At 52.8% G+C, this 20,611-nt stretch carries 16 protein-coding genes and 1 tRNA gene; 7 read left to right on the top strand and 10 right to left on the bottom strand.

Annotated elements, in window-relative coordinates; genetic code table 11:
* Nucleotides 1-39 precede the first annotated feature (39 nt).
* From iolG to iolE, 3 genes are read left to right on the top strand one after another with little or no spacing between them, the layout of a single operon-like run.
* Nucleotides 40-1,053 (top strand): bifunctional inositol 2-dehydrogenase/D-chiro-inositol 1-dehydrogenase, encoded by a 1,014-nt coding sequence (gene iolG / locus AC007G_RS18655; protein WP_032697187.1) that lies wholly within the window; start codon nt 40-42, stop codon nt 1,051-1,053.
* Between the two features lie 42 nt (nt 1,054-1,095).
* Nucleotides 1,096-1,980 (top strand): sugar phosphate isomerase/epimerase family protein, encoded by an 885-nt coding sequence (locus AC007G_RS18660; RefSeq protein ID WP_032689751.1) that lies wholly within the window; start codon nt 1,096-1,098, stop codon nt 1,978-1,980.
* A 23-nt stretch (nt 1,981-2,003) separates the two neighbouring features.
* A complete protein-coding gene (gene iolE / locus AC007G_RS18665) occupies nt 2,004-2,903 on the top strand; it encodes a myo-inosose-2 dehydratase (RefSeq protein ID WP_032689750.1) in 900 nt (299 codons plus the stop codon).
* A gap of 418 nt (nt 2,904-3,321) precedes the next feature.
* Here the strand turns inward: iolE and AC007G_RS18670 are convergent, their stop codons facing one another.
* The gene (locus AC007G_RS18670; protein WP_048619674.1) at nt 3,322-4,776 is read right to left on the bottom strand and encodes a sigma-54 interaction domain-containing protein; all 1,455 of its coding nucleotides are present in this window, start codon (nt 4,774-4,776) and stop codon (nt 3,322-3,324) included.
* A gap of 243 nt (nt 4,777-5,019) precedes the next feature.
* On the opposite strand from AC007G_RS18670, the gene AC007G_RS18675 reads away from it, so the two are divergent.
* Nucleotides 5,020-6,417: an APC family permease gene (locus AC007G_RS18675; RefSeq protein ID WP_032697188.1), complete on the top strand. Its 1,398-nt coding sequence runs from the start codon at nt 5,020-5,022 to the stop codon at nt 6,415-6,417.
* Between the two features lie 161 nt (nt 6,418-6,578).
* Nucleotides 6,579-8,282, top strand: coding sequence for an amidase (locus AC007G_RS18680; protein WP_131064361.1), 1,704 nt, complete (start codon nt 6,579-6,581; stop codon nt 8,280-8,282).
* Nucleotides 8,283-8,585: 303 nt separating this feature from the next.
* On the opposite strand, the gene AC007G_RS18685 is transcribed toward AC007G_RS18680, so the two are convergent.
* The 7 genes from AC007G_RS18685 to ahr form a co-directional block, all read right to left on the bottom strand.
* A complete protein-coding gene (locus AC007G_RS18685) occupies nt 8,586-8,780 on the bottom strand; it encodes a hypothetical protein (RefSeq protein ID WP_142630515.1) in 195 nt (64 codons plus the stop codon).
* A gap of 38 nt (nt 8,781-8,818) precedes the next feature.
* Nucleotides 8,819-10,123, bottom strand: a complete 1,305-nt coding sequence (locus AC007G_RS18690) for an ABC transporter substrate-binding protein (RefSeq protein ID WP_099973453.1) — start codon at nt 10,121-10,123, stop codon at nt 8,819-8,821.
* On the bottom strand, nt 10,116-11,189 hold the full coding sequence (locus AC007G_RS18695; RefSeq protein WP_099973454.1) for an ABC transporter ATP-binding protein: 1,074 nt from the start codon (nt 11,187-11,189) through the stop codon (nt 10,116-10,118). The genes AC007G_RS18690 and AC007G_RS18695 overlap by 8 nt, the downstream gene beginning before the upstream one ends.
* A gap of 5 nt (nt 11,190-11,194) precedes the next feature.
* Nucleotides 11,195-12,019 (bottom strand): phosphodiesterase, encoded by an 825-nt coding sequence (locus tag AC007G_RS18700; RefSeq protein WP_142630513.1) that lies wholly within the window; start codon nt 12,017-12,019, stop codon nt 11,195-11,197.
* A 10-nt stretch (nt 12,020-12,029) separates the two neighbouring features.
* Nucleotides 12,030-12,917 (bottom strand): carbohydrate ABC transporter permease, encoded by an 888-nt coding sequence (locus AC007G_RS18705; RefSeq protein ID WP_032689739.1) that lies wholly within the window; start codon nt 12,915-12,917, stop codon nt 12,030-12,032.
* Nucleotides 12,907-13,779, bottom strand: coding sequence for a carbohydrate ABC transporter permease (locus AC007G_RS18710; protein ID WP_032689738.1), 873 nt, complete (start codon nt 13,777-13,779; stop codon nt 12,907-12,909). The genes AC007G_RS18705 and AC007G_RS18710 overlap by 11 nt, the downstream gene beginning before the upstream one ends.
* A 156-nt stretch (nt 13,780-13,935) precedes the next feature.
* Nucleotides 13,936-14,955: an NADPH-dependent aldehyde reductase Ahr gene (ahr, locus tag AC007G_RS18715; protein WP_032689737.1), complete on the bottom strand. Its 1,020-nt coding sequence runs from the start codon at nt 14,953-14,955 to the stop codon at nt 13,936-13,938.
* Nucleotides 14,956-15,239: 284 nt separating this feature from the next.
* Here ahr and AC007G_RS18720 point away from each other — a divergent pair.
* Nucleotides 15,240-15,324: transfer RNA gene (locus AC007G_RS18720), tRNA-Leu, on the top strand.
* Between the two features lie 153 nt (nt 15,325-15,477).
* Nucleotides 15,478-16,740, top strand: coding sequence for a tyrosine-type recombinase/integrase (locus AC007G_RS18725; protein ID WP_142631143.1), 1,263 nt, complete (start codon nt 15,478-15,480; stop codon nt 16,738-16,740).
* A gap of 35 nt (nt 16,741-16,775) precedes the next feature.
* Here the strand turns inward: AC007G_RS18725 and AC007G_RS18730 are convergent, their stop codons facing one another.
* Entirely contained in the window at nt 16,776-19,139 is a 2,364-nt protein-coding gene (locus AC007G_RS18730; protein WP_142631144.1) for an SIR2 family protein, read from the bottom strand.
* An 894-nt stretch (nt 19,140-20,033) separates the two neighbouring features.
* Nucleotides 20,034-20,600 (bottom strand): phage polarity suppression protein, encoded by a 567-nt coding sequence (locus AC007G_RS18735; protein ID WP_142631145.1) that lies wholly within the window; start codon nt 20,598-20,600, stop codon nt 20,034-20,036.
* Nucleotides 20,601-20,611: the final 11 nt, after the last annotated feature.

Here is a 20,611-nt window from a genome sequence, read left to right on the forward strand (position 1 = left end):
GCTCACCTTGAACCCTACAGAATCACGGAGAAAACCACTATGTCACTCAAATTAGGTGTCATCGGCGCTGGCGCCATCGGGAAAGAACATATCCGTCGTTGTACCCAGGTCTTACAGGGAGCCACCGTGGTGGCGGTGTCGGATATCAATGCGGAGAGCGCACGTGCGGCGGTAGCGCTGCCGGGCGTGCAGGCGGAAATCTACACCGACGGCCACGATGTTATCCAGTCCAGCGATGTCGACGCTATCCTTGTCACCTCGTGGGATCCGACGCACGAAGAGTATACCCTTGCGGCGATCGCCGCCGGCAAACCGGTGTTCTGCGAGAAGCCGCTGGCGATGAGCGCGGAAGGCTGCCGCCGCATAGTCGATGCGGAAATGAAAGCGGGCCGCCGCCTGGTGCAGGTGGGCTTTATGCGTCCTTACGATGAAGGCTACCTGGCGCTGAAAAAAGTCATTGATGATGGTGATATCGGCGCGCCGCTGATGCTGCGCTGCGCGCACCGTAACCAGTCGGTCGGTGAGAACTACACCACCGACATGGCGATCACCAACACCCTGATCCACGAGCTGGACGTGCTGCGCTGGCTGCTCAACGATGACTACTGTTCGGTACAGGTGCGCTTCCCGCGCTCTACTTCCCATACCCACGCGCGTCTGAAAGACCCACAGATTGTGTCGTTTGAAACCAAAAAAGGCACGTTGATCGACGTGGAAGTCTTCGTCAACTGCCAGTACGGCTACGACATTCAGTGCGAAGTGGTGGGCGAAACCGGTATTGCCCGCCTGCCTGAGCCGTCAGCAGTACAGATGCGCAAAGCCGCTAACCTGTCGACCGCCATCCTGACCGACTGGAAAGATCGCTTTATCAAAGCCTACGACGTGGAGCTGCAGGCCTTCATCAATGATGTTCAGGCAGGTCAGCTGCAGGGCCCATCGGCATGGGACGGCTATGCGGCATCCGTGGCTGCTGACGCCTGTATTAAAGCTCAGGGAACCAGCGAGCCGGTTGAGGTGACGCTGCCTGAGTGCCCGGCATTCTACAAACGCTAATCCGCCTCTCGCTTACGGAACTTCTTTGAACAGGTAACGACGATGAAAATTGCTTTCGACGTTGATGTGATTCGCGATCTCGGGATTACCCGGATGGTCCACCAGGTTGCGGAATGGGGTTACAAGTACATTGAGCAATCGCCCCATCCGCAGATTAACCCGTTCTACAAACATCCGCGCGCCGGTCGGGAAGTGATTGCCGAGTACAAACAGGCGCTGCGTGAGACCGGCGTGGAGATCTCCTCGTTTATCTGCGTTTACCGCTGGTCCGGCCCGGATGAACTGCGCCGTCAGGCGGCGGTAAAAAACTGGAAACGGCTGATCGAAGTGGCGGTAGAAATGGGTGTGCAGGTGATCAACACCGAGTTTTCCGGCGATCCGAATCAGCCGGAAATCTGCGAAGAGATGTTCTATCGCTCGATGGATGAGCTGCTGCCCATTTTCGAGCGCGAAGGTATTCGCGTGGAGATTCAGGCGCATCCGTGGGACTTCTGCGAAGAGAACAACGAAACCGTCGATATCGTGAAGTCGTTCCGTAGCGAGAATGTGAAGTACGTATACAGCGTTCCGCACACTTTCTTTTATGACAAAGGGAAAGGTGAGGTCGAGAAAATGCTGCGCTATGCGGGAAGCGATCTCTCCCATGTGCTGATCGCCGATACCCGCAACCATACCAAGCACTGCCGCTATATCGTTAATCCGCCGGGCGTGGATGCCGCGGTCCACCAGCATGTGGGCGTTGGCGAGGGGGATGTGGATTTCGACGCGCTGTTCCGCACCCTGCGCGAAATGAAATTTGCCGAGCAGACCTTCAAGGTCGGCGGCGCGCCGATTGTGGCCGCCTCGTTATTTGGCTACCCGGAAAAAATGAAATACCAGGCAGTGGAAACCCGTGAACTCATCGAACGTGAATTGCTGCGTCGCTAAAGCGCGGCAACAGGAGCATTTTTATGAACAAAGATAATGTAAAACTGGCGATCGCCCCTATTGGCTGGACCAACGATGATATGCCTGAACTGGGCAGCGAAAATACCTTTCAGCAGATTGTCAGCGAAATGGCGCTGGCGGGGTTTAGCGGCAGCGAAGTGGGCAGCAAATACCCGCGCGATCCGGCGGTGCTGAAGCCGATGCTGGATATTCGCGGCATTCAGATCTGCAATGCCTGGTTCAGCACCTTTTTTGCCAACGGGCAGCGGGAAAAGACCATTGACGAGTTTGTGAATCACATGAATTTCCTGCACGCGATGGGGGCGAGAGTGATTGGCTGCTCCGAGCAAAGCGGCAGCATTCAGGGGCTGGAAAAACCGATTCTCGGCGAGGCAAAACCCTGCTTCAGCGAGGAAGAGTGGCAGCGCGTCGCCGAAGGCTACAACACGCTGGGGCGCCTGGCCGCCGAGAAGGGCATGCAGGTGTGTCTGCACCACCATATGGGGACCGGTATTCAGACCAGCGAAGAGATCGACAAATTTATGTCGCTGGTCGATGACAAAGTCTTTCTGCTGTACGACACCGGACACGCCTGGTATTCCGAAGGGGGCGAAGCGCCGATGCTGGCGATCCTCAAGAAATACCTGCCGCGTATCAACCACGTGCACCTGAAAGATGTCCGTCCGCCGGTGATTGAGCAGGTTCGTCGCGAAGGGCTGTCATTCCTTGATGGCGTGAAGAAAGGCACCTTCACCGTGCCTGGCGATGGCGTGATCGACTTCCGTCCGGTGTTCAAACTGCTGGACGACCATGGCTACAAAGGCTGGATGGTGGTTGAAGCCGAACAGGATCCGGCGCTGGCTAACCCCTTCGAATACGCCCTCAAAGCGCGTAAATACATTCGTGAAACGGCAGGAATCTAATCGTTGATCCACTTTCAGGCCACACAGCGCTGTGGCCTGTTTTTTTGCCCCATCAGCCAGCAATTTCTCAAGGCGTACAACAAAAAAATACCTCGTTGAGGCCCGGGACTCTGTGCATTCAGATAACAGCGAATGTTCTCTCAAACAAGACAGGATTGGTCAGCCAGGCTGTACCGTCTGCCTGTCGCGCTATTTAGCTGCAGGCTCGGCAATGCGATGTCTGACATCTGTGCTGGTCGGCTAATTCGCAAGGACTCTATGGATCTTCACCAGGCAACAGGTGATATCGGGATATCCCCGTGGTGCAACACGCAACCACCCATGGTGATGGAGGATTATCTCTACGTAAATATATAACCCCGCTGAAAGTGGCTACACAGGCGTCCTGATTTTGTTATTCACGACCGAAGCTGCAAATTCACGCTCTTTTTTCTTCCAGACTGAACATAATATTGTGTTTTTTCACTTTATACTGCAGCGCTCCACGTGAAATTCCCAGCATCCTTGCGGCTTTAGCCACGCACCCATGAGCTTCTTTTAAAGCCTCGATTAAGATCTGGTATTCATACTGCTCAAGTTTATCCGTCAATGTCCCTTCTTCGACGGTAAGGTTTTCACGATAGGTTTCGACCAGAGAAGCGCTTTGCGAGGATGCTTCGGCAGAAAAATGTGTAATGACATCGGTTTCATGATTAAAGAAAAGCTCAGTCAACGGACCCGGCGTTTTTTGAAGTAAGAGACTCCTCACAATGACGTTTTCCAGCATCCTGACGTTACCCGGCCAGTCGTAATCAAGTAGCTGCTTTTCAACCGATGCAAGGAAAGGATAAACATCCTTGTTGCTATTCGCCTGGTGTTTGGCCATAAAATGGCGAGCCAGAGGAATAATTTCATCTTTCCTCTCTCTGAGGGGAGGGATAACCACCATACCAATTTCTAACCTGTAGAACAGATCGTCACGTAATCTCTTCTGTCTGATCATATCGAAAGGAGATTCATTCATTGCCGCGATAATGCGGATATCTGCTTTTAGTTCTTTACTACCTCCTACTTTCCAGAACGTCTTCTCCTGTAAAAAACGGAGTATTTTCCCCTGCACATCGACCGGCAACGCATTCAGCTCATCAAGAAACAGCGTGCCTCCATGAGCAAGCTCAAGATAGCCGCGAGTATTTTCTGCGCCAGTGAATCCCCCCTTCACCGTGCCAAAGAGAGTGCTCTCAATGAGCGTGACCGGCAATGCGCCGCAGTTCAGCGCTATAAAGGGTTTATGACGACGGGGGCTGTGATTGTGAACGAAATTCGCCAGTAACTCCTTCCCGGTTCCTGTTTCGCCAATCACCATAACCGGCACATGACTCGCCGCCAGTCGTGCTGCACGATCGAGAACCTGCTGCATCGCTTCTGAATCATGAATAATTTCGGGTTGCTCCCCCGCGTCCCGACTAAATAATTTTTCATTGAGCACAGACAAATGACGCTGCAACTTCCGAAAACGGGAAAGATCCTGGCCTGACTCGATGACACCCATTATCTTCCCGGAGGAGTTGAAGAGTGGCACCGTTGTATGCTGATAATCAATCAGTTTACCGCTGGGAGTATAATAACTTTTCTGGTGATTAATTGATTCCTCACCATATCGCAGTGCCCTGAGCATTTCATTGTCATCAGCATGAATGGAAGGAAAAGCCCTAAGCATGTGTCTGCCGAGAACATCCTTACGCTGACACTCATCCAGATCGGCATTTTCCTGGTTGTAATAAACATGTTCCCCTGCCGCATTCAGGACCGAAAAAGGCTGGCCAAGGACATCAAAAAAGCGCTCAAAAACTTTTATTGCCGCCTGTAATTCGTGATCAATATCAACTTTCACTTTTTTTCTCCCGACTGATTAAAATCTGGCGCCCTGCTTAAATTTAAGCGAAGTGATGATTTTTGGCTATGGGTATTTTTTTGCTAAATATGCATAAATTCAATAAGTTAAAAATGTAAAATAACTGGCATATGTATTGCTTTATTAACCTCGGCAGGATGAATGATAAACGACAACGCGTTAATAGCTACCCGATATGTACCGGGAAATTAATAAACCGTCAAATATAACAGGAAGCCTCTTATGGACTCACAAAGTAATAAGGGAAGAATGGGAATAACACAAATTTCATTATTTTGTATGTGTGCGGTTATTGTCCTTGAAACGCTTACTGCTTCGGCAGCAATAGGCCCCAGCGGTCTTTTCTGGTGGGGGATAACTTTAATATTTTTCATTGTCCCTTACTCATTGATCACTTCAGAGCTGGGTACGGCTTATCCTGCGGAAGGAGGTATATATGACTGGATCCGCAGGGCTTTTGGTGCACGTATGTCAACCAGAGCCGTTTATTTATACTGGTTGGCCGGTGGCCTTTGGATGCCGGCAGGGTATATTCTCTTCGCCGGTATGTTTGCTCGTGTTTTTATGCCGGAATTGTCCCTGATGTGGCAGGTGGCAATAGTTCTGGTGATGAGCTGGCTCACGATCGCTTTCATTAATTTTAAAACCAGCGTGGGTATCTGGCTGACAGTCTCCGGGGCAATTTTTAAAATTACCGTGATAATGATCCTTGGTATCGCCGGGTTTTATCATCTGTTTGTGCATGGGCCTGCCAACGAATTTTCGCTTCAGACGATGCTCCCTTCAGCATCTTCAGGTATCGGGTTCCTGGCCGTCATTGTTTATAACCTTGTCGGATTAGAGCTGGTTGCCTGTATGGGTAAAGAGCTTCGCAATCCTGTGAGAGATATGCCCCGGGCCATTCTTTTAGCTTCTCTGGCCATTGCTTTCCTTTACGTGTTCGGCTCCATGGGGATTCTGATGGCCATTCCCCTGGAAAATCTCAATCTTGTTTCCGGTATAGTCGATGCCCTTGGTCCGTTGCTTGGGGAAGGCAGTCCACTCATTATTCTGGTCTGTGTCTTTTTTATGCTTTCGATTGTTGGTAACCAGGTGACGTGGGCTATGGCGCCCAGTCGTGCTGCAGCGGAAGCCGCGAGAGAAGGTGAACTACCCGCTTTTATTGGTCGTTGGCACCCCAGGAACAATACACCTTACTGGGCTAATCGTATTTTAGGAATCGTTTCGACAGTTATAACTTTAGTTTACGCCTGGTTTGCCCAAGGGGATAATGCAAACATGTTCTGGTCAATTTTCTCTTTTTCCAGTGCCTGTATTATTATCAGCTACCTTTTATTTTTCGCCTCATTTATTAAGCTTCGCATTTGTGATACATCCACGCCTAGACCATTTAAAGTACCGGGGGGATTGCCAGTTGCTATCGGCTGCTCGCTGTTGTGCATGGTGTTTATTTTTATGTGCGCCATGCTATTTATTTTCCCGGATTTACCCAAAGGCATTATTGAGTGGCACCATAGTGGCCCAATCCTGTCGGGAGTCATTATTGTCCTGGCTGTGGGTGACATTATTATTCGGCGTGCTGAAAAGTCCCATGAAAAACTAACGCAAGCCGTAAATTAATGTTTTGAGGATAGTAATAAATTAACCAGAGAATAAGTCCTTAACGTAAATAATCCTGATAAAGGAGTATGGTCTATGAAAAAGAGCGATGAGAACTGCAATATGTCTGGCTCGGGAGAGCGAAACAATCAATCATTCATTTTGATCCAGGAGGGAGCAGCATGTTCGAAGTAACCGAGGTGTCTATTGCCGAGCTGCGAAAAGCGCTTGAGTCAGGTCAAACCACAGCGGTCGAGCTGGTTAAGGCTTATCTTGCCCGAATAGATGCCTACAATGGCCCCGAGACGCAGACTAAATTGAATGCTGTGGTTGTACGTAACCCTGATGCGCTCACGGAAGCAGAGGCCTCGGACGCGCGTCGTGCCCGTGGCGAACCCTTGGGTCCACTGGATGGCATACCTTATACCGCTAAGGACAGCTATTTAGTTAAGGGCCTTACCGCCGCTGCCGGTAGCCCGGCCTTTAAGGATTTAATTGCCCAGTACGATGCGTTTGCCGTCGAGCGCTTACGCACCGCAGGTGCCATCTGCCTGGGTAAAACCAACATGCCGCCAATGGCTAATGGCGGCATGCAGCGAGGTCACTACGGGCGCGCTGAAAGTCCGTATAACGCCGATTATCTTACCGCACCGTTCGCCTCCGGTTCTTCTAATGGTGCCGGTACGGGTACAGCGGCGAGTTTCTCCGCATTTGGCCTGGCTGAAGAAACCTGGTCGAGCGGCCGAGGCCCTGCTTCTAATAATGGTCTGTGCGCTTATACGCCGTCACGCGGCGTGATTTCTGTTCGCGGTAACTGGCCGTTGACGCCAACAATGGATGTGGTGGTACCTTACGCCCGTACGATGGTCGACCTGCTTGAAGTTCTGGATGTTGTTGTTGCCGACGATCCAATAACTCGTGGCGACCTGTGGCGGCTGCAGCCCTGGGTGAAAATACCCAAATCTTCGGAGGTTCGGCCTGCTTCCTACCTGGAGCTCAACGTCAAACCCGATACGCTTAAAGGCAAACGCTTCGGCGTGCCGCGGATGTTTATTAATAAAGATGAGTTGGCCGGTACGGGTGAAAATCCCGGTATTGGTGGGCCAACCGGTCAACGCATTCATACGCGCGCTTCGGTGATAGACCTTTGGGAAGCCGCGCGAAAAACGCTGGAAGAGGCTGGCGCAGACGTTGTGGAAGTGGATTTCCCGCTGGTATCAAACTGCGAAGGTGACCGTCCCGGTGCGCCAACCGTATTTAATCGTGGGATCGTCTCGCCAGAGTTCCTCAATGATGAGCTCTGGGAACTTTCTGGCTGGGCTTTTGACGAATTCCTGCGCGCCAACGGTGACCCTGAACTTAACAAACTGGCGGATGCCAACGGTCCTCTTATATTCCCGCACGATCTGGGCACGCTCCCGAACCGCGAAGGCGATCTCGCGGCGGGCATGGAGGAGTATGTCAATATGGCCAAACGTGGCCTCAAAGCGTACAACCAAATCGCAAGCGTACCGGATGGTCTGCGCGGTCTGGAGAAAACGCGTAAGTTGGATCTGGAAGAGTGGATGGACGAGCTCAGACTTGATGCCGTGCTGTTCCCGACCGTGGCTGACGTCGGACCGGCGGATGCGCATATCAACCCTGCTTCGGCCGATATCGCCTGGAGCAATGGCGTCTGGGTCGCTAACGGTAACCTCGCCATTCGTCACCTGGGTGTCCCGACCGTTACCGTCCCCATGGGGGTGATGGCCGATATAGGTATGCCTGTAGGTCTCACCTTCGCCGGCCGGGCTTATGACGACAATAATCTGCTCCGCTTCGGGTCGGCTTTTGAAGCAACCGGTAGTCAACGTCTGGTACCGCCGCGCACACCGCCTCTGCGTTAATCAGGCTGGACTGCCGGATTTGTGGACTGTCTCTTGAGCAGAGGATCCGCTCAAGAGACAGGTGTAAGGGAAAGGGCGTGACGCCACGCCCGCACTTTATTGCTGGCGATAGGGAAATACGTGAGACTGATTTTAAATCCGTATTAACCATTTATGCATATTTATGCCGGGCGGCGGGGTACACCCCTTGCCCGGGCGACGGTACGGCGCTGGTCAGTAGCCCCGGTAAGCGCAGCGCTAGCGGGGGAGCACGTTCCCGGGTGGCGGGGTAAACCCTTTGCCCGGGCGACGGTGCGGCACTGGTCAGTAGCCCCGGTAAGCATAGCGCCAGCGGGGAGCACGTTCCCGGGCGGTGGGGTACACCCCTTGCCCGGGCGACGGTACGGCGCTGGTCAGTAGCCCCGGTAAGTGCAGCGCCAGCGGGGAGGTTCCCGGGCGGTGGGGTACACCCCTTGCCCGGGCGACGGTACGGCGCCGGTCAGTAGCCCCGGTAAGCATCGCGCCACCGGGGAGAGGCGCCGGAGCGACAAGGGAGCTTACTTCACCTCAGCAAGGGCGGTTTTGTCGACGTAGGGTTTCATCAGCGCGTCGGCCTCTTTCTGCGCCGTCTGTGCCGCTGCTTCCGGCGTCACTTTGGCGTCGTTAACCACCGCCGCCAGCTGGTTCTCCATCGCTTTACGCACGGCGACGGTCTCCCAGGTGGAGTACCACGGATGGGCGTACTTCAGCTGCTCCAGAGCAATTGCCGCGCGCGGATCCTGCTGCAGATAGGCCTTCATCTCCGGCGTATCGTAGGCGGCTTTGCGCGGCGAGAAGTAGCCGGTGAAGCGGCTCCATGCGCCGTTGACCTGCGGGCTCACCAGATACGTCAGGAACTGATAGGCCGCTTTCTTCTGCGCGTCGTTGATACCTTTAAAGCTCACCAGGCTGGCGCCGCCGATCGGTACCGCGCGCTGCTCTTTCGCCGGCAGCATCGCCACTCCGAGCTCAAAATCTTTGCTGTTCTCGCGCATAAAGCCCAACGCGCCGGTGCTGAGCATCGCCATCCCCACCTTACCGGAGAAGAAGCTGGCGCTGATCTGCTTCGAGTTGAGCACGCCGGAGGGCATCACTTTGTCTTTGTAGATCAGATCCTGCCAGAAGCGCAGTGCCCCGATGGTGGTCGGTGCGTTGTAGTAGACCTCGCCGGGATAGTCTTCGTTAAAGTATTTTCCGCCGTTGGCGCGTACCAGCGCCGAGAAGATCCAGCCGCCGTAGTCGTCGTTGGTCGACGGCAGCATGATCCCCCACTGACCTTTGCTCTCGTCGGTCAGCTTTTTGGCATCCGCCAGCAGTTCGGCCCAGGTCTGCGGCGGCTGTGTGATCCCGGCCTGCTCGAACATCGTTTTGTTGTAGTAGAGGATCGGCGTCGAGTTATGGAACGGGATCGCGTAGGTGGTGCCCATCACCTGGGCGTTCTTGTGCATCGCCGGCCAGAACTCGTTGACCAGGAAGTCTCCCGCTTTTTGATCGCCATAGCGGAACAGCTCGTCCATCGGCAGGATCTCATCCTTTAGCGCCAGGTCGGTGGTGAAGTTGGCGGACATGATCACCAATGCCGGCGGCTGCCCGGCCTTCTGCGCCGATTCGGCTTTGATCTTGGTAGTGTCGTAGTTGCCGGTGAAGATCCCGCGCACTTCGACATCCTGCTGCGAATCGTTAAAGGCTTTGATGACGCGGGTCATCTCCATGGTCAGCTTGCCGTCAACCGGCGCCGGAAACATGAAATCGATCTTCTCTTTCGCCAGCGCCGTGCCGCAGAGGGCAAGCGAAAGCCCGACGGCTGTCAGGGTTTTAAGCATGGTCAATCTCCTGGAGTAAATTGTGCTGTTGCTCAGCATGAAAAAGATGAATATCCCCGGGCGAAAAGCCGAGGGTCAGCGTGTCGCCTTTCTCCGGCACCGCGCCGCGATGGCGGCGGCTAAAGCGCAGGGTGCCGATGGGGGTGCTGACGTGGAGCAGGTAATCGGCTCCCATCAGTTCTCGTTGCAGCACGGTGGCGGAGAGGCGCAGGTGGCCCTCCTCCACGCGATCGCTGATATGTTCCGGACGAATGCCGAACCAGACCCGGGGCTCGTCGCGATAGCGCGACGGCAGCGGATGGCGCAGGTCGCCGAGCCGCACCTCGCCGTCGGCGCAGGGCAGCGACAGCAGGTTCATCGCCGGCGAGCCGATAAACCCGGCGACGAACAGGTTGGCCGGATGGGCGTAGAGGTACTCCGGCCGCCCGACCTGCTGGACGTGGCCGCCGTTCATCACCACGATGCGGTCGGCCATCGACATCGCCTCGGTCTGGTCATGGGTGACGTAGACGGTGCTGGTTTTCAGCTGCTGGTGGAGATCCATAATGCTGTCGCGCACTTCGCTGCGCAGGCGCGCGTCGAGGTTGGAGAGCGGCTCGTCCATCAGGAACAGCCGCGGGTTGCGCACGATGGCGCGGGCCATCGCCACCCGCTGGCGCTGGCCGCCGGAGAGCTTCGCCGGCTTGCGGTCCAGCAGCGTTTCCAGCTGCAGCATCTGCGCCACTTTATCGACCCGCGGCTGCCAGCTGGCCTTATCTTCTTTGCGCACCTTCATGCCGAAGGTGATGTTGTCCTGTACCGACAGGTGCGGGAACAGGGCGTAGTTCTGGAAGATCATCGCGAAGTTGCGCTCGCGCGGCGACAGGGCGGTGATGTTCTGGTCGTGCAGCCAGATTTCTCCCTCGCTCACCGGCTCCAGCCCGGCGAGCAGGCGCAGCAGGGTGCTTTTGCCGCAGCCGGAGGGGCCGACCAGCACCACAAACTCGCCTTCGTGAATATCGAGGGAGAGGGCGTCGAGGGCCGGTTTACCGTCAAAACGCTTACTGATGTTTTGCAAACTAAGCATGAGGATTAGCGCTCTTCCGTTGGGCAACTGATGTTTTCGTCATACAGCCACGGCCCGGCGTGGTGGCTCAGCGCGTGCTGGTAGCTGACCCACTGCTCGCCGACCTGGCGGTGCATCAGGCATGACGCCGGTGAGAGGTCGTAGTACGGGCGGCGGTCCTCGTGGAAATAGGGCACCTGATGGACGGTGCCCGGCACGGTAGAGATGATCGCCTGGCGATGCTGGGTCAGGGTCAGGCTGTGGTTATGGCCGCAGAAGATGCGCGTCAGGGAAGGAAAGCGCTCCACCAGCGCCAGCAGGCGATGGCCGTTTTCGCAGGCGATGGGGTCCATCTGGGCGTTGCCCAGCGGCAGCGGCGGGTGGTGCATAAACACCGTCGCCGGCTTGTCGCCGCCGTCGAACAGCTGGGCTTCCAGCCATTTAATGGTCTCATCCGTCAGCCAGCCGCTGGAGGTGCCGGTGCGGCTGGAGTCGATAAACAGCAGGCGGGTGGCGAAGTCGTCCACCGCGTAATGCATGTTCTGCGGGTCGCTGCCGAGCTGCGGGCACAGCGGGTGCAGGTATTCGAGAAACAGTTCTTTATCGTCGTGGTTGCCGGGGATCAGATACAGCGGATAGTTCAGGCTGCCGAGGATCTGGCGGGCAACTTCGTACTCCTGCGGGCGGCCGCAGTTGACGATATCGCCGCTGACCACCACCGCGTCCGGGCGCTCCGTCAGGGCGTTGAGCTGGGAGACCACGTCGGCGTTGGCGGCGTTGACGTCGATAAAGCCGTACAGCTTCTGTCCGTGGCTGCGGAAATGGGTATCGGAAATCTGGGCTAACAGCATAGATAACTCCTTATTTGATCCCGGAGAAGCCGAAGCTTCGCAGGAACTGTTTCTGGAAAAGGATGAACGCCAGCATCAGCGGCAGGCAGACCATCAGCGTCCCGGCGCCGATGGTGCCCCACTGGCCGCCGGATTCGGCGCCCATGGCGAAGGAGACCAGCCCCACGGTCAGCACCTGCTTATCGGGATCGTTGAGCATCATCAGCGGCCACAGATACTCGTTCCAGTGGTAGGTAATGCTGACGGTGGCGAAGGCCAGCACCGACGGCCAGGACATCGGCAGCAGCACGCGGAACAGCACCTGCCACCAGCGGCAGCCCTCCATCAGGGCGGCTTCTTCCAGCTCTTTGGGGATGGCGAGGAACGCCTGGCGCATCAGGAACACGCCGAACGCCGAGGTGAAGTAGGGCATCATCACCCCGGTGAGGGTGTTGAGCAGGCCGAAGGTCTTCAGGGTCAGCATGTTCGGCACCATCATCACCACCGGCATGATCATCAGCTGGACGAGGAACAGCAGGAACAGGGTCTGCTTGCCGCGGAACTGGTGGCAGGCGAAGACGTAGCCGGCGGTGGTGATGGTCAACAGCTGCACGAAGAAGGTGCCGAAGGTGAAGATCAGGGTATTGGCGTACAGGCTTAGCCAGTCGGCGCTGGCCCAGGCGTCGCGGAAGTTATCCAGCGTCAGCGGCAGGCGCGGCAGCAGCGAGGCCATATCCTCGCCGAAGGTGGTGGCACTGAAGGCGGTGGCCAGCATCCAGATAAACGGGCTGACCCACAGCAGGGCCAGGCAGCACATCAGCACGCTGAGGGTGAACGGCTGCGAGCGACGCAGGCGCAGCCACAGCGGGGATGAGGCGACCGGCGAACGAACAACCAGCGGTGAGGCTTCAGCGCTCATAGTGGGCTCCTTTCTCCAGCAGTTTGAGGTTAAGCAGCGAGAAGGCGAACAGCCCGGCCAGGGTCAGGAAGGTGGCGGCGGAGGCTTTGCCGAGGTCGTGGGTATCCCACGCCAGATTCTGGATGTAGTAGAGCAGCACGGTGGTGGCGTTGTCCGGCCCGCCGCGGGTCATCACCGCCACGTGGTCAATCTGGGTGATGGAGTAGATCAGCGCGGTGGTGATGACGAAGCTCAGGGTCGGGCGCAGCAGCGGCAGGGTGACCTTAAAGAACACCTGGCTGCGGGTGGCGCCTTCCATGATCGCCGCTTCGCGCGTTGAGGCCGGGATGCTCTGCAAGCCGGCGAGGAAGAACAGCATGTAGTAGCCGGCGAACTTCCATACGCCGATCAACGCCAGCGCCAACAGGGCGCTGTTGCTGCGCCCCAGCCAGTTGTTATTCATTGGTCCGAACAGCTTCGCCAGATAGTGGTCGAGCAGGCCGAGGCCGGGCATAAAGATAAACAGCCACAGCGCGGCGGCGCTGACCATCGGGATAATCATCGGGAAGAAGAAGGCGGTGCGCAGCCAGCGGTTAACACGGTGGTTTTCGCTCAGCGCCACCGCCAGCAGCAGGGCCAGCGTCACGCCGGGGACCACGGTCAGCAGGATATAGAGCAGGTTGTTGAGCAGCGACTGCCAGAAGACGTTATCGGCGAACAGGCGGACGAAGTTATCCAGCCCGACGAACGGCGCGCCGTCGCTGGCCATGCGGGTGTCGAACAGGCTGTCGTACACCGAGCGGCCCAGCGGGAACCAGGTAAACAGCAGTAAAAACAGCAGGGAAGGCGACAGTATCAGCCAGGGGAGCCAGGTTTTTCTCATGGTGGCAGACGTCTCGTTCAGGCGTTTATGGAAGCCCGGATTGTGGGAACGAATGACTGCAAGGGGATGGCGGGGAGATGACCGTTTAATGAACCTTCAGCGGACGTCGACCGAGGGAACAGGCCGGGCAGACGCGCCGCCCGGCGAAGAGGGGGGTTAGAAGTCGGCTTTCAGCACCACGCGATAGCGGGCTTTACCCTCGCGCACGTGTTTCAGCGCTTCGTTGATCTGCGACATCGGGAACAGCTCGGTGGTGGGGGCCACTTTGCTGCGCCCGGCAAACTTCATCAGCTTGCGCAGCTCGGACGGGTTGCCGGTGGCTGAACCGGAGATGCTGCGGTCGCCGCCAATCAGGGTAAAGGCGGGGACCTGCAGCGGCTTCATCACCGCACCGACGGTATGGAAGTTGCCGCCGTAGGCCAACGCTTCGAAGTACGGCTGCCATTCGAGATCTACCGCCACGGTGTTAATGATCAGGTCAAACTGACCGGCCAGCGCTTTTAAAGCTTCAGGATCGCGGCTGTTGACCACCCGATCGGCGCCCATCGCCAGCACTTCCTGCTCTTTCGCCGGGTTGGAGCTGAAGGCGGTGACTTCGGCGCCCATCGCCCGCAGCAGTTTAATGGCGATATGGCCGAGGCCGCCGATCCCGATGACGCCCACGCGGCTGGTGGCAGTGACGTGGTGCATCAGCAGCGGTTTAAAGACGGTGATCCCGCCGCACAGCATCGGGCCGGCGGATTCGATATCGATACTCTCCGGCAGCGGGATCACCCATTGCCAGTCGGCGCGCAGCTTGTCGGCGAAGCCGCCGCGGTTGATGATGGTTGGCACCGAGCCTTCGAGGCAGTTGATTTGGTTGCCGCTGATGCAGGCATCGCAGTGCCCGCAGCTGCGCGCCGTCCAGCCGATGCCGACCTTCTGGCCGACCTTCAGCCCTTTATCCTGCGCCGCGCTGCCCAGCGCCGCCACGCGGCCAATCACCTCATGGCCGGCAACCAGCGGATAGCTCGACATGCCCCATTCGTTGTCGATCATCGACAGGTCGGAGTGGCAGATGCCGCAGTATTCAACCTGCACTTCGACATCCTGCGGCAGGAGTTCGCCTGCGTCGTACTCCCACAGCGACAGATCGGCGCCCGCTTCTTTGGCGGCGTAGCTTTTAATTGTGCTCATCACGATTTCCTTGGTTTGGCGTAGATAAACAGAAAGTGTAGAGCATGGGGCGGAGCGACGCTTGGCAGAAGGAGGCAGGCAGACGGGGTAATCGAAGAGGGAAGGGGAAGGGACGGTCGAGCGGGGGAAACTTGTCGGGCAGGAGAGAAGGAAAATGTGACGTGAGATGCCCCTGAGCAGGCCGGGCGCTGTTTTTTTCGACACTTAGCGTGGCGGAGACACGCTGCTGCTTGCATGGCGGCCATCGACAGGTATAATCCACAACGTTTCCGTATCCCTTCAGTGCCGAAGTGGCGAAATCGGTAGACGCAGTTGATTCAAAATCAACCGTAGAAATACGTGCCGGTTCGAGTCCGGCCTTCGGCACCATTAGTACTTCCAAGACCATCCGAGAAAGTCCAATTATCCCTTAAAAATCAATGCTATCAGCGATTTTTACGTCCTGAGTTGTCCGTTGAAATCCGGATGTCATTGGGGGCATAATTGGGGGCATCTTAACTTCGATTAGAAATGTGCCCCCAAATGAAGCTCAACGCCAGGCAGGTAGAGACCGCAAAGCCCAAAGACAAAACCTACAAAATGGCCGATGGTGGTGGGTTGTATCTTGAGGTTTCAGCCACGGGTTCTAAATACTGGCGCATGAAATACAGACGCCCCCCAGACAAAAAAGAGGATCGCCTGGCATTTGGTGTGTGGCCTACTGTAACGCTTGCTCAGGCAAGAGCAAAACGTGATGAAGCTAAAAAGCTGTTAGGGCAGGGGGTTGACCCAAAAGCTGAACAGAAGGAAGCTCAGGCTGAAAACGCTGGGGCATATACTTTTGAAACTATCGCCCGCGAATGGCATGTCAGTAACAAGAGATGGAGTGAAGACCATCGATCGCGCGTTCTCCGTTATCTTGAGCTTTATATTTTCCCCCATATCGGCTCGTCCGACATTCGGCAGCTCAAAACCAGTCATCTCTTGGCTCCGATCAAGAAAGTTGATGCCAGCGGCAAGCATGATGTCGCCCAGCGCCTGAAACAACGTGTCACGGCCATTATGCGCTATGCCGTACAGAACGATTACATCGACTCAAACCCTGCTAGTGATATGGCCGGTGCGCTATCGACAACCAAAGCACGACACTATCCGGCGTTACCTTCCAGCCGCTTCCCTGAATTTCTTGCTCGTCTTGCTGCATACCGTGGCCGAATGATGACTCGGATTGCTGTAGAACTTTCTTTACTCACTTTTGTTCGTTCCAGTGAGTTACGCTTTGCGCGGTGGGAAGAGTTCGACTTTGAAAAAGCAATATGGCGCATACCAGCAAAGCGGGAAGAAATTAAAGGCGTGCGTTACTCTCATCGTGGCATGAAGATGAAAGAGGAACACATTGTTCCGCTTAGCCGACAAGCTATGGTGTTATTGGAACAGCTTAAGCAAATTAGTGGTGATAAAGCGCTGCTTTTCCCCGGTGATCACAATGCTGCGAAAGTTATGAGTGAGAACACGGTTAACAGTGCCTTGCGCGCGATGGGTTATGACACGAAAGCCGAAGTTTGTGGGCATGGATTTAGGACTATGGCGCGCGGCGCGCTTGGTGAATCAGGCTTATGGAGCGATGATGCGATAGAACGGCAGTTGAGCCATTCAGAGCGTAATAATGTGCGTGCGGCTTATATTCATACGTCCCAGCATTTAGAAGAACGACGGTTAATGGTGCAGTGGTGGGCTGACTACTTAAGTTCTAACTCTAACAGCTATATTACACCGTTTGAATTTGCAAAAGAAAAATATACATAGTTGATAAAGTGCGAGGCCTAAGGGCCTCGCAAATATTATCTAACCGCTATGAATTGCATGATTCTGTTAAACATCATTTTTTCTTCACTAGATAACTTTAAATTTAACCTTATTATATTTCTGCATAAGGTATATAAATATCCTCTTTTTCCATGGGTATTCTCAAGCATAGAATTGATATATTTGGGATTATAATCATTATTTCTGATTGCAGAATTATACCAGTACAATGCATCACTTATCAGGCCCTTATCTGTGAAATTTGTATTTTCACAGATTTTGCCATGTAGGTTCGCTAAGGTAAATTCCGCATTTAATATAGTTTTATCCCTTTTACCATCTTCATATGCTTTTTTCGCAAAATCAATTGCTTCTCGAAGATTACGTTCACCTTTCAATACTTTGCCCATGGCCTTTGCTCTTTGTAACCAATAGTCTGGCTCATGGCTAAGGATAGGTTGTAAATCCTCATATAATTTTATTATTAATCTGCCGGCACCTTTTTTTCGTGAGAATAATAAATTTATAGTGTCAAACATTATCATTTTTTTTCCTGTGTCTTCATGCTGTTTGTTATTTAATAATGTTTTGATAACTTCAAGTAAAATCTCTTTTGTAGAATCATACCCTAAGGTAATAAATTGCTGATTTATTTCTTCCAACAACCATGATCTTGAGTTTGAAACTATTTTAAATCGAGATTTATGATTCACCTCTAATTCGTTTGTTGGCATTAACTCAATGATTGGTGTGTATTTAATAGCAAAGTCCTGTGCTTCTTTGTTGCCGATATTTATAAGTCTACTCAAAGAGATATATACTTTATCAAGTATGGCTAGTAAAACTAAGCACTTGAAATCAGTTGGTGTGCATTCTTTTTTTAAATAAATTTTTTGTTTGATCTGTGGGTAGATATTTGCTGTTTTGAATGTGCTTTCAAGTATGTTTGTTTTTTCTCTCCACTCAACGATACCTAATGAAGATAGATTGCGATTTAATGCGATCATCTCTACGTTATTGAGAAAATTAGGTAGTTCGAAGAAATTATTTTCGATATCAAAAGTTGAAAATGTATTAGCTATGTCAACTTCTGTGGAATTACATGCAATTACAAAAGAGGTGTTGTTTTTTAACAAATCTGGGATAGCTGTTCTAATCACAGCGGCTTCTTGATACGTAATTACATTACTATCAATAAAGTAAATTGAATTCTTTAATGAGCACATCCTTTTTATATCATCTATATTTAAAGATGTTACGGAAGGGAAATAGTAGCTTTTTTTGTTTTTTATTTTTATAGATAGGTTTTTTAATAGTAGCGTTTTACCGGAAAATCTTCGTCCCTTGATAACAATAACTGTGTTCTCAGCTATCCCTTTTGAAATATCTTTTTCCCGAGAACGCTCTATTATATATGAAGGGATTGAAAAATATTTTTGGCTACCATTCTCATCTCCTTCTCCTTGTAACATGAATTTAATATTCATGTTTTTATCTGAGGGGATGAGCTGCATGCTTTCAGACTGATATTTTTGGAGAGAAGCACCGCTGTTATTATCAGCTAGTGCAAGACACTCATTTACTAAATGATAAATATCATCATAGTCATTAAGTCTACAAATGACATTAATCCCATATTCTGCCAGTGTATCTATTTCAACTTCGTCGATATCGTCTTTAGTAACATAGATTCGTTTAGAGTTTATTAAATTATCTTCCGTTACCCCTGATACCGCATACATGATATCCAGTTCTCTATCCAAACTGCATCCAAGGTATAAGAGATTACTCTCAAGAATGTCATTTTTAAGAGCGGTTAAAATATGATCATTCTTTGTTAGGCTCCTAATGTATTGCTTTTCCGAAAAAATTAAACTGCTTTCCTCTTTGTATAAAGTTTCTTCGTTGGCACATCCATGTATTTTATATAGCAAGTTAATATCTTGAGCCTTTTTATCAAGCTCTTTGTATGGTAGTACCTTGGTTATGTTTCTATTAGCCCGCTCGATACCATCGTCAATATTTAAAGTGTAGATGTATTTCCAGTTTTGTTTAAGAAATGTTCTTCTGACGCCAGATATATTCACTTGTGTGAAATTATTTCTTATATCTTCAACAAAGTAACTTCTGGGTACATACTTTTCATTAAGGTAATATCTTGATATGGCTTTAAAGCCCATGCTTTTTATTTTTTCTATCTTCTCCGGTTCTAGTACCCCCGCTTTTTTTAATGTGTATAACATCATTTGTATTAAGGCATTGCCATCAGGGACCTTCCCATTAAAAGCTTCGCTGCCTTTTGAAAATCCGGCACCTATGACAGGAATTATTCCGCCACCAGAAAAACAAGCGGTCAAAATATTTTTAAATTCTTGAGAGTTGACGTTTAGTATTTCCATTTTATTTCTCGAGTTTTAATTTGTTTGATGAATGATAAATCGAAATAAATAAACTATTATAAATGTCATATTGAAGATATGATCAAACATTGAGATTTACAATAGCAATAATTTAAATGCGTTTTGTATTATTTCAATTTGTAATTATGATCACTATTTCTATTTGTTTGGGCGCTATTTTCACGCTGTAACTACTACAAAAGTAGCGCGATATGCTGATTTATGAATATATCCAAATCAAGTTAGCTTGATGACTATGCTTGGCAGCGCGATTCTAAACATAGCGAACATATGCAAACCAAGTATTCGATGCCCTTCACATAGAGATGATTCAAATGGAAGCGCGAGTCTTGACGACATTCTTGAATAGATTAATTTAAACGGCTTTAGGCGCGCAGTGCTTTCCCCGCCTCGCCTGCACGCTTCGTGCAGGAGCAATGCGATGCTCAGGCTGCCGCATACCCAAATATGTCAGGGAAATAGCAGCTTTAGAAGTGATACAATGGACGCCGAAATGGCAGTTTTCAATTATGCTCAGGGGGGCTTTTCCTGTCTCCACGCGTGACCGCCTCAGAAACTCAGCACGCCCCTGAACAGCAACGCGCCACCCACCGACACTCCCGCGAATCCGCACAGCGCAGCGACGCGCTCAGGCCGCCAAATTAAATATCATTAAATAAATACTTTACCGCTGGCGCGCAGTGCTTTCCCCGCCTCGCCTGCCCGCTTCGTGGGTCGGTTTTCACGCAGATGCATGGACAGGCTCAGGCCGCGCCGGGACAGGGCTGCGAAGGGAGTGACGGGACGGGAAAGCGCATGCAAAACCATGCACCCTGTGGATGCATGGCTTAATTCGGGAAAAATAGCGGTATTTTCGGGGATTTTTTGCGGGGGCTATTTACTGGCCAGCTCCGTGCGCCGGCGGGCATAAATCAGGCTCTGTGCGGGCGTGTATTTTTCCTGATTATCCACCCGCGAAGCCGCGTCAGGCCTGAATCCGATGGCCGTTAAAATATCGCTGTCTTCTGCCGAATAATTAATTTCTTCACCGGTACTCATCCACACGGACAGCGCTTCGCGCAGGTAATGCGCCGAACGGTCGAGCGCATGGCCGGTCAGGAGTGCGGGCTGCTGGCTGAGTCCCATCAGCTCCGGGGCAAGCGTGGCGGCCAGCTCTGTCCCGTGTGCCTGCATAAAGTCATTCAGCCGGTTGCGGATACTGATGCGCTGTACCGCTTCATGGGCGCGGATATAGCGCCCGGCGGCCTGATTTATCTCCCATTTTTTGACATCGATAATGTCGCGCAGTGTCTGCATTCTGCCCGGTATACGCTCATCCCCGGCCAGCACCTGTTCCCGGTATTCCTGCTCTGCGGCCGCGAGTTCGGCTTTGCAGTTCAGCCAGGCGGTTTTGTTATTCTGACAGGCCTCAAAGGCCTGCTGTAGCGTGAGGGTGGTCATGGTCAGTTCTC

It is taken from the genome of Klebsiella sp. CSG-1 (genome assembly GCF_056521145.1).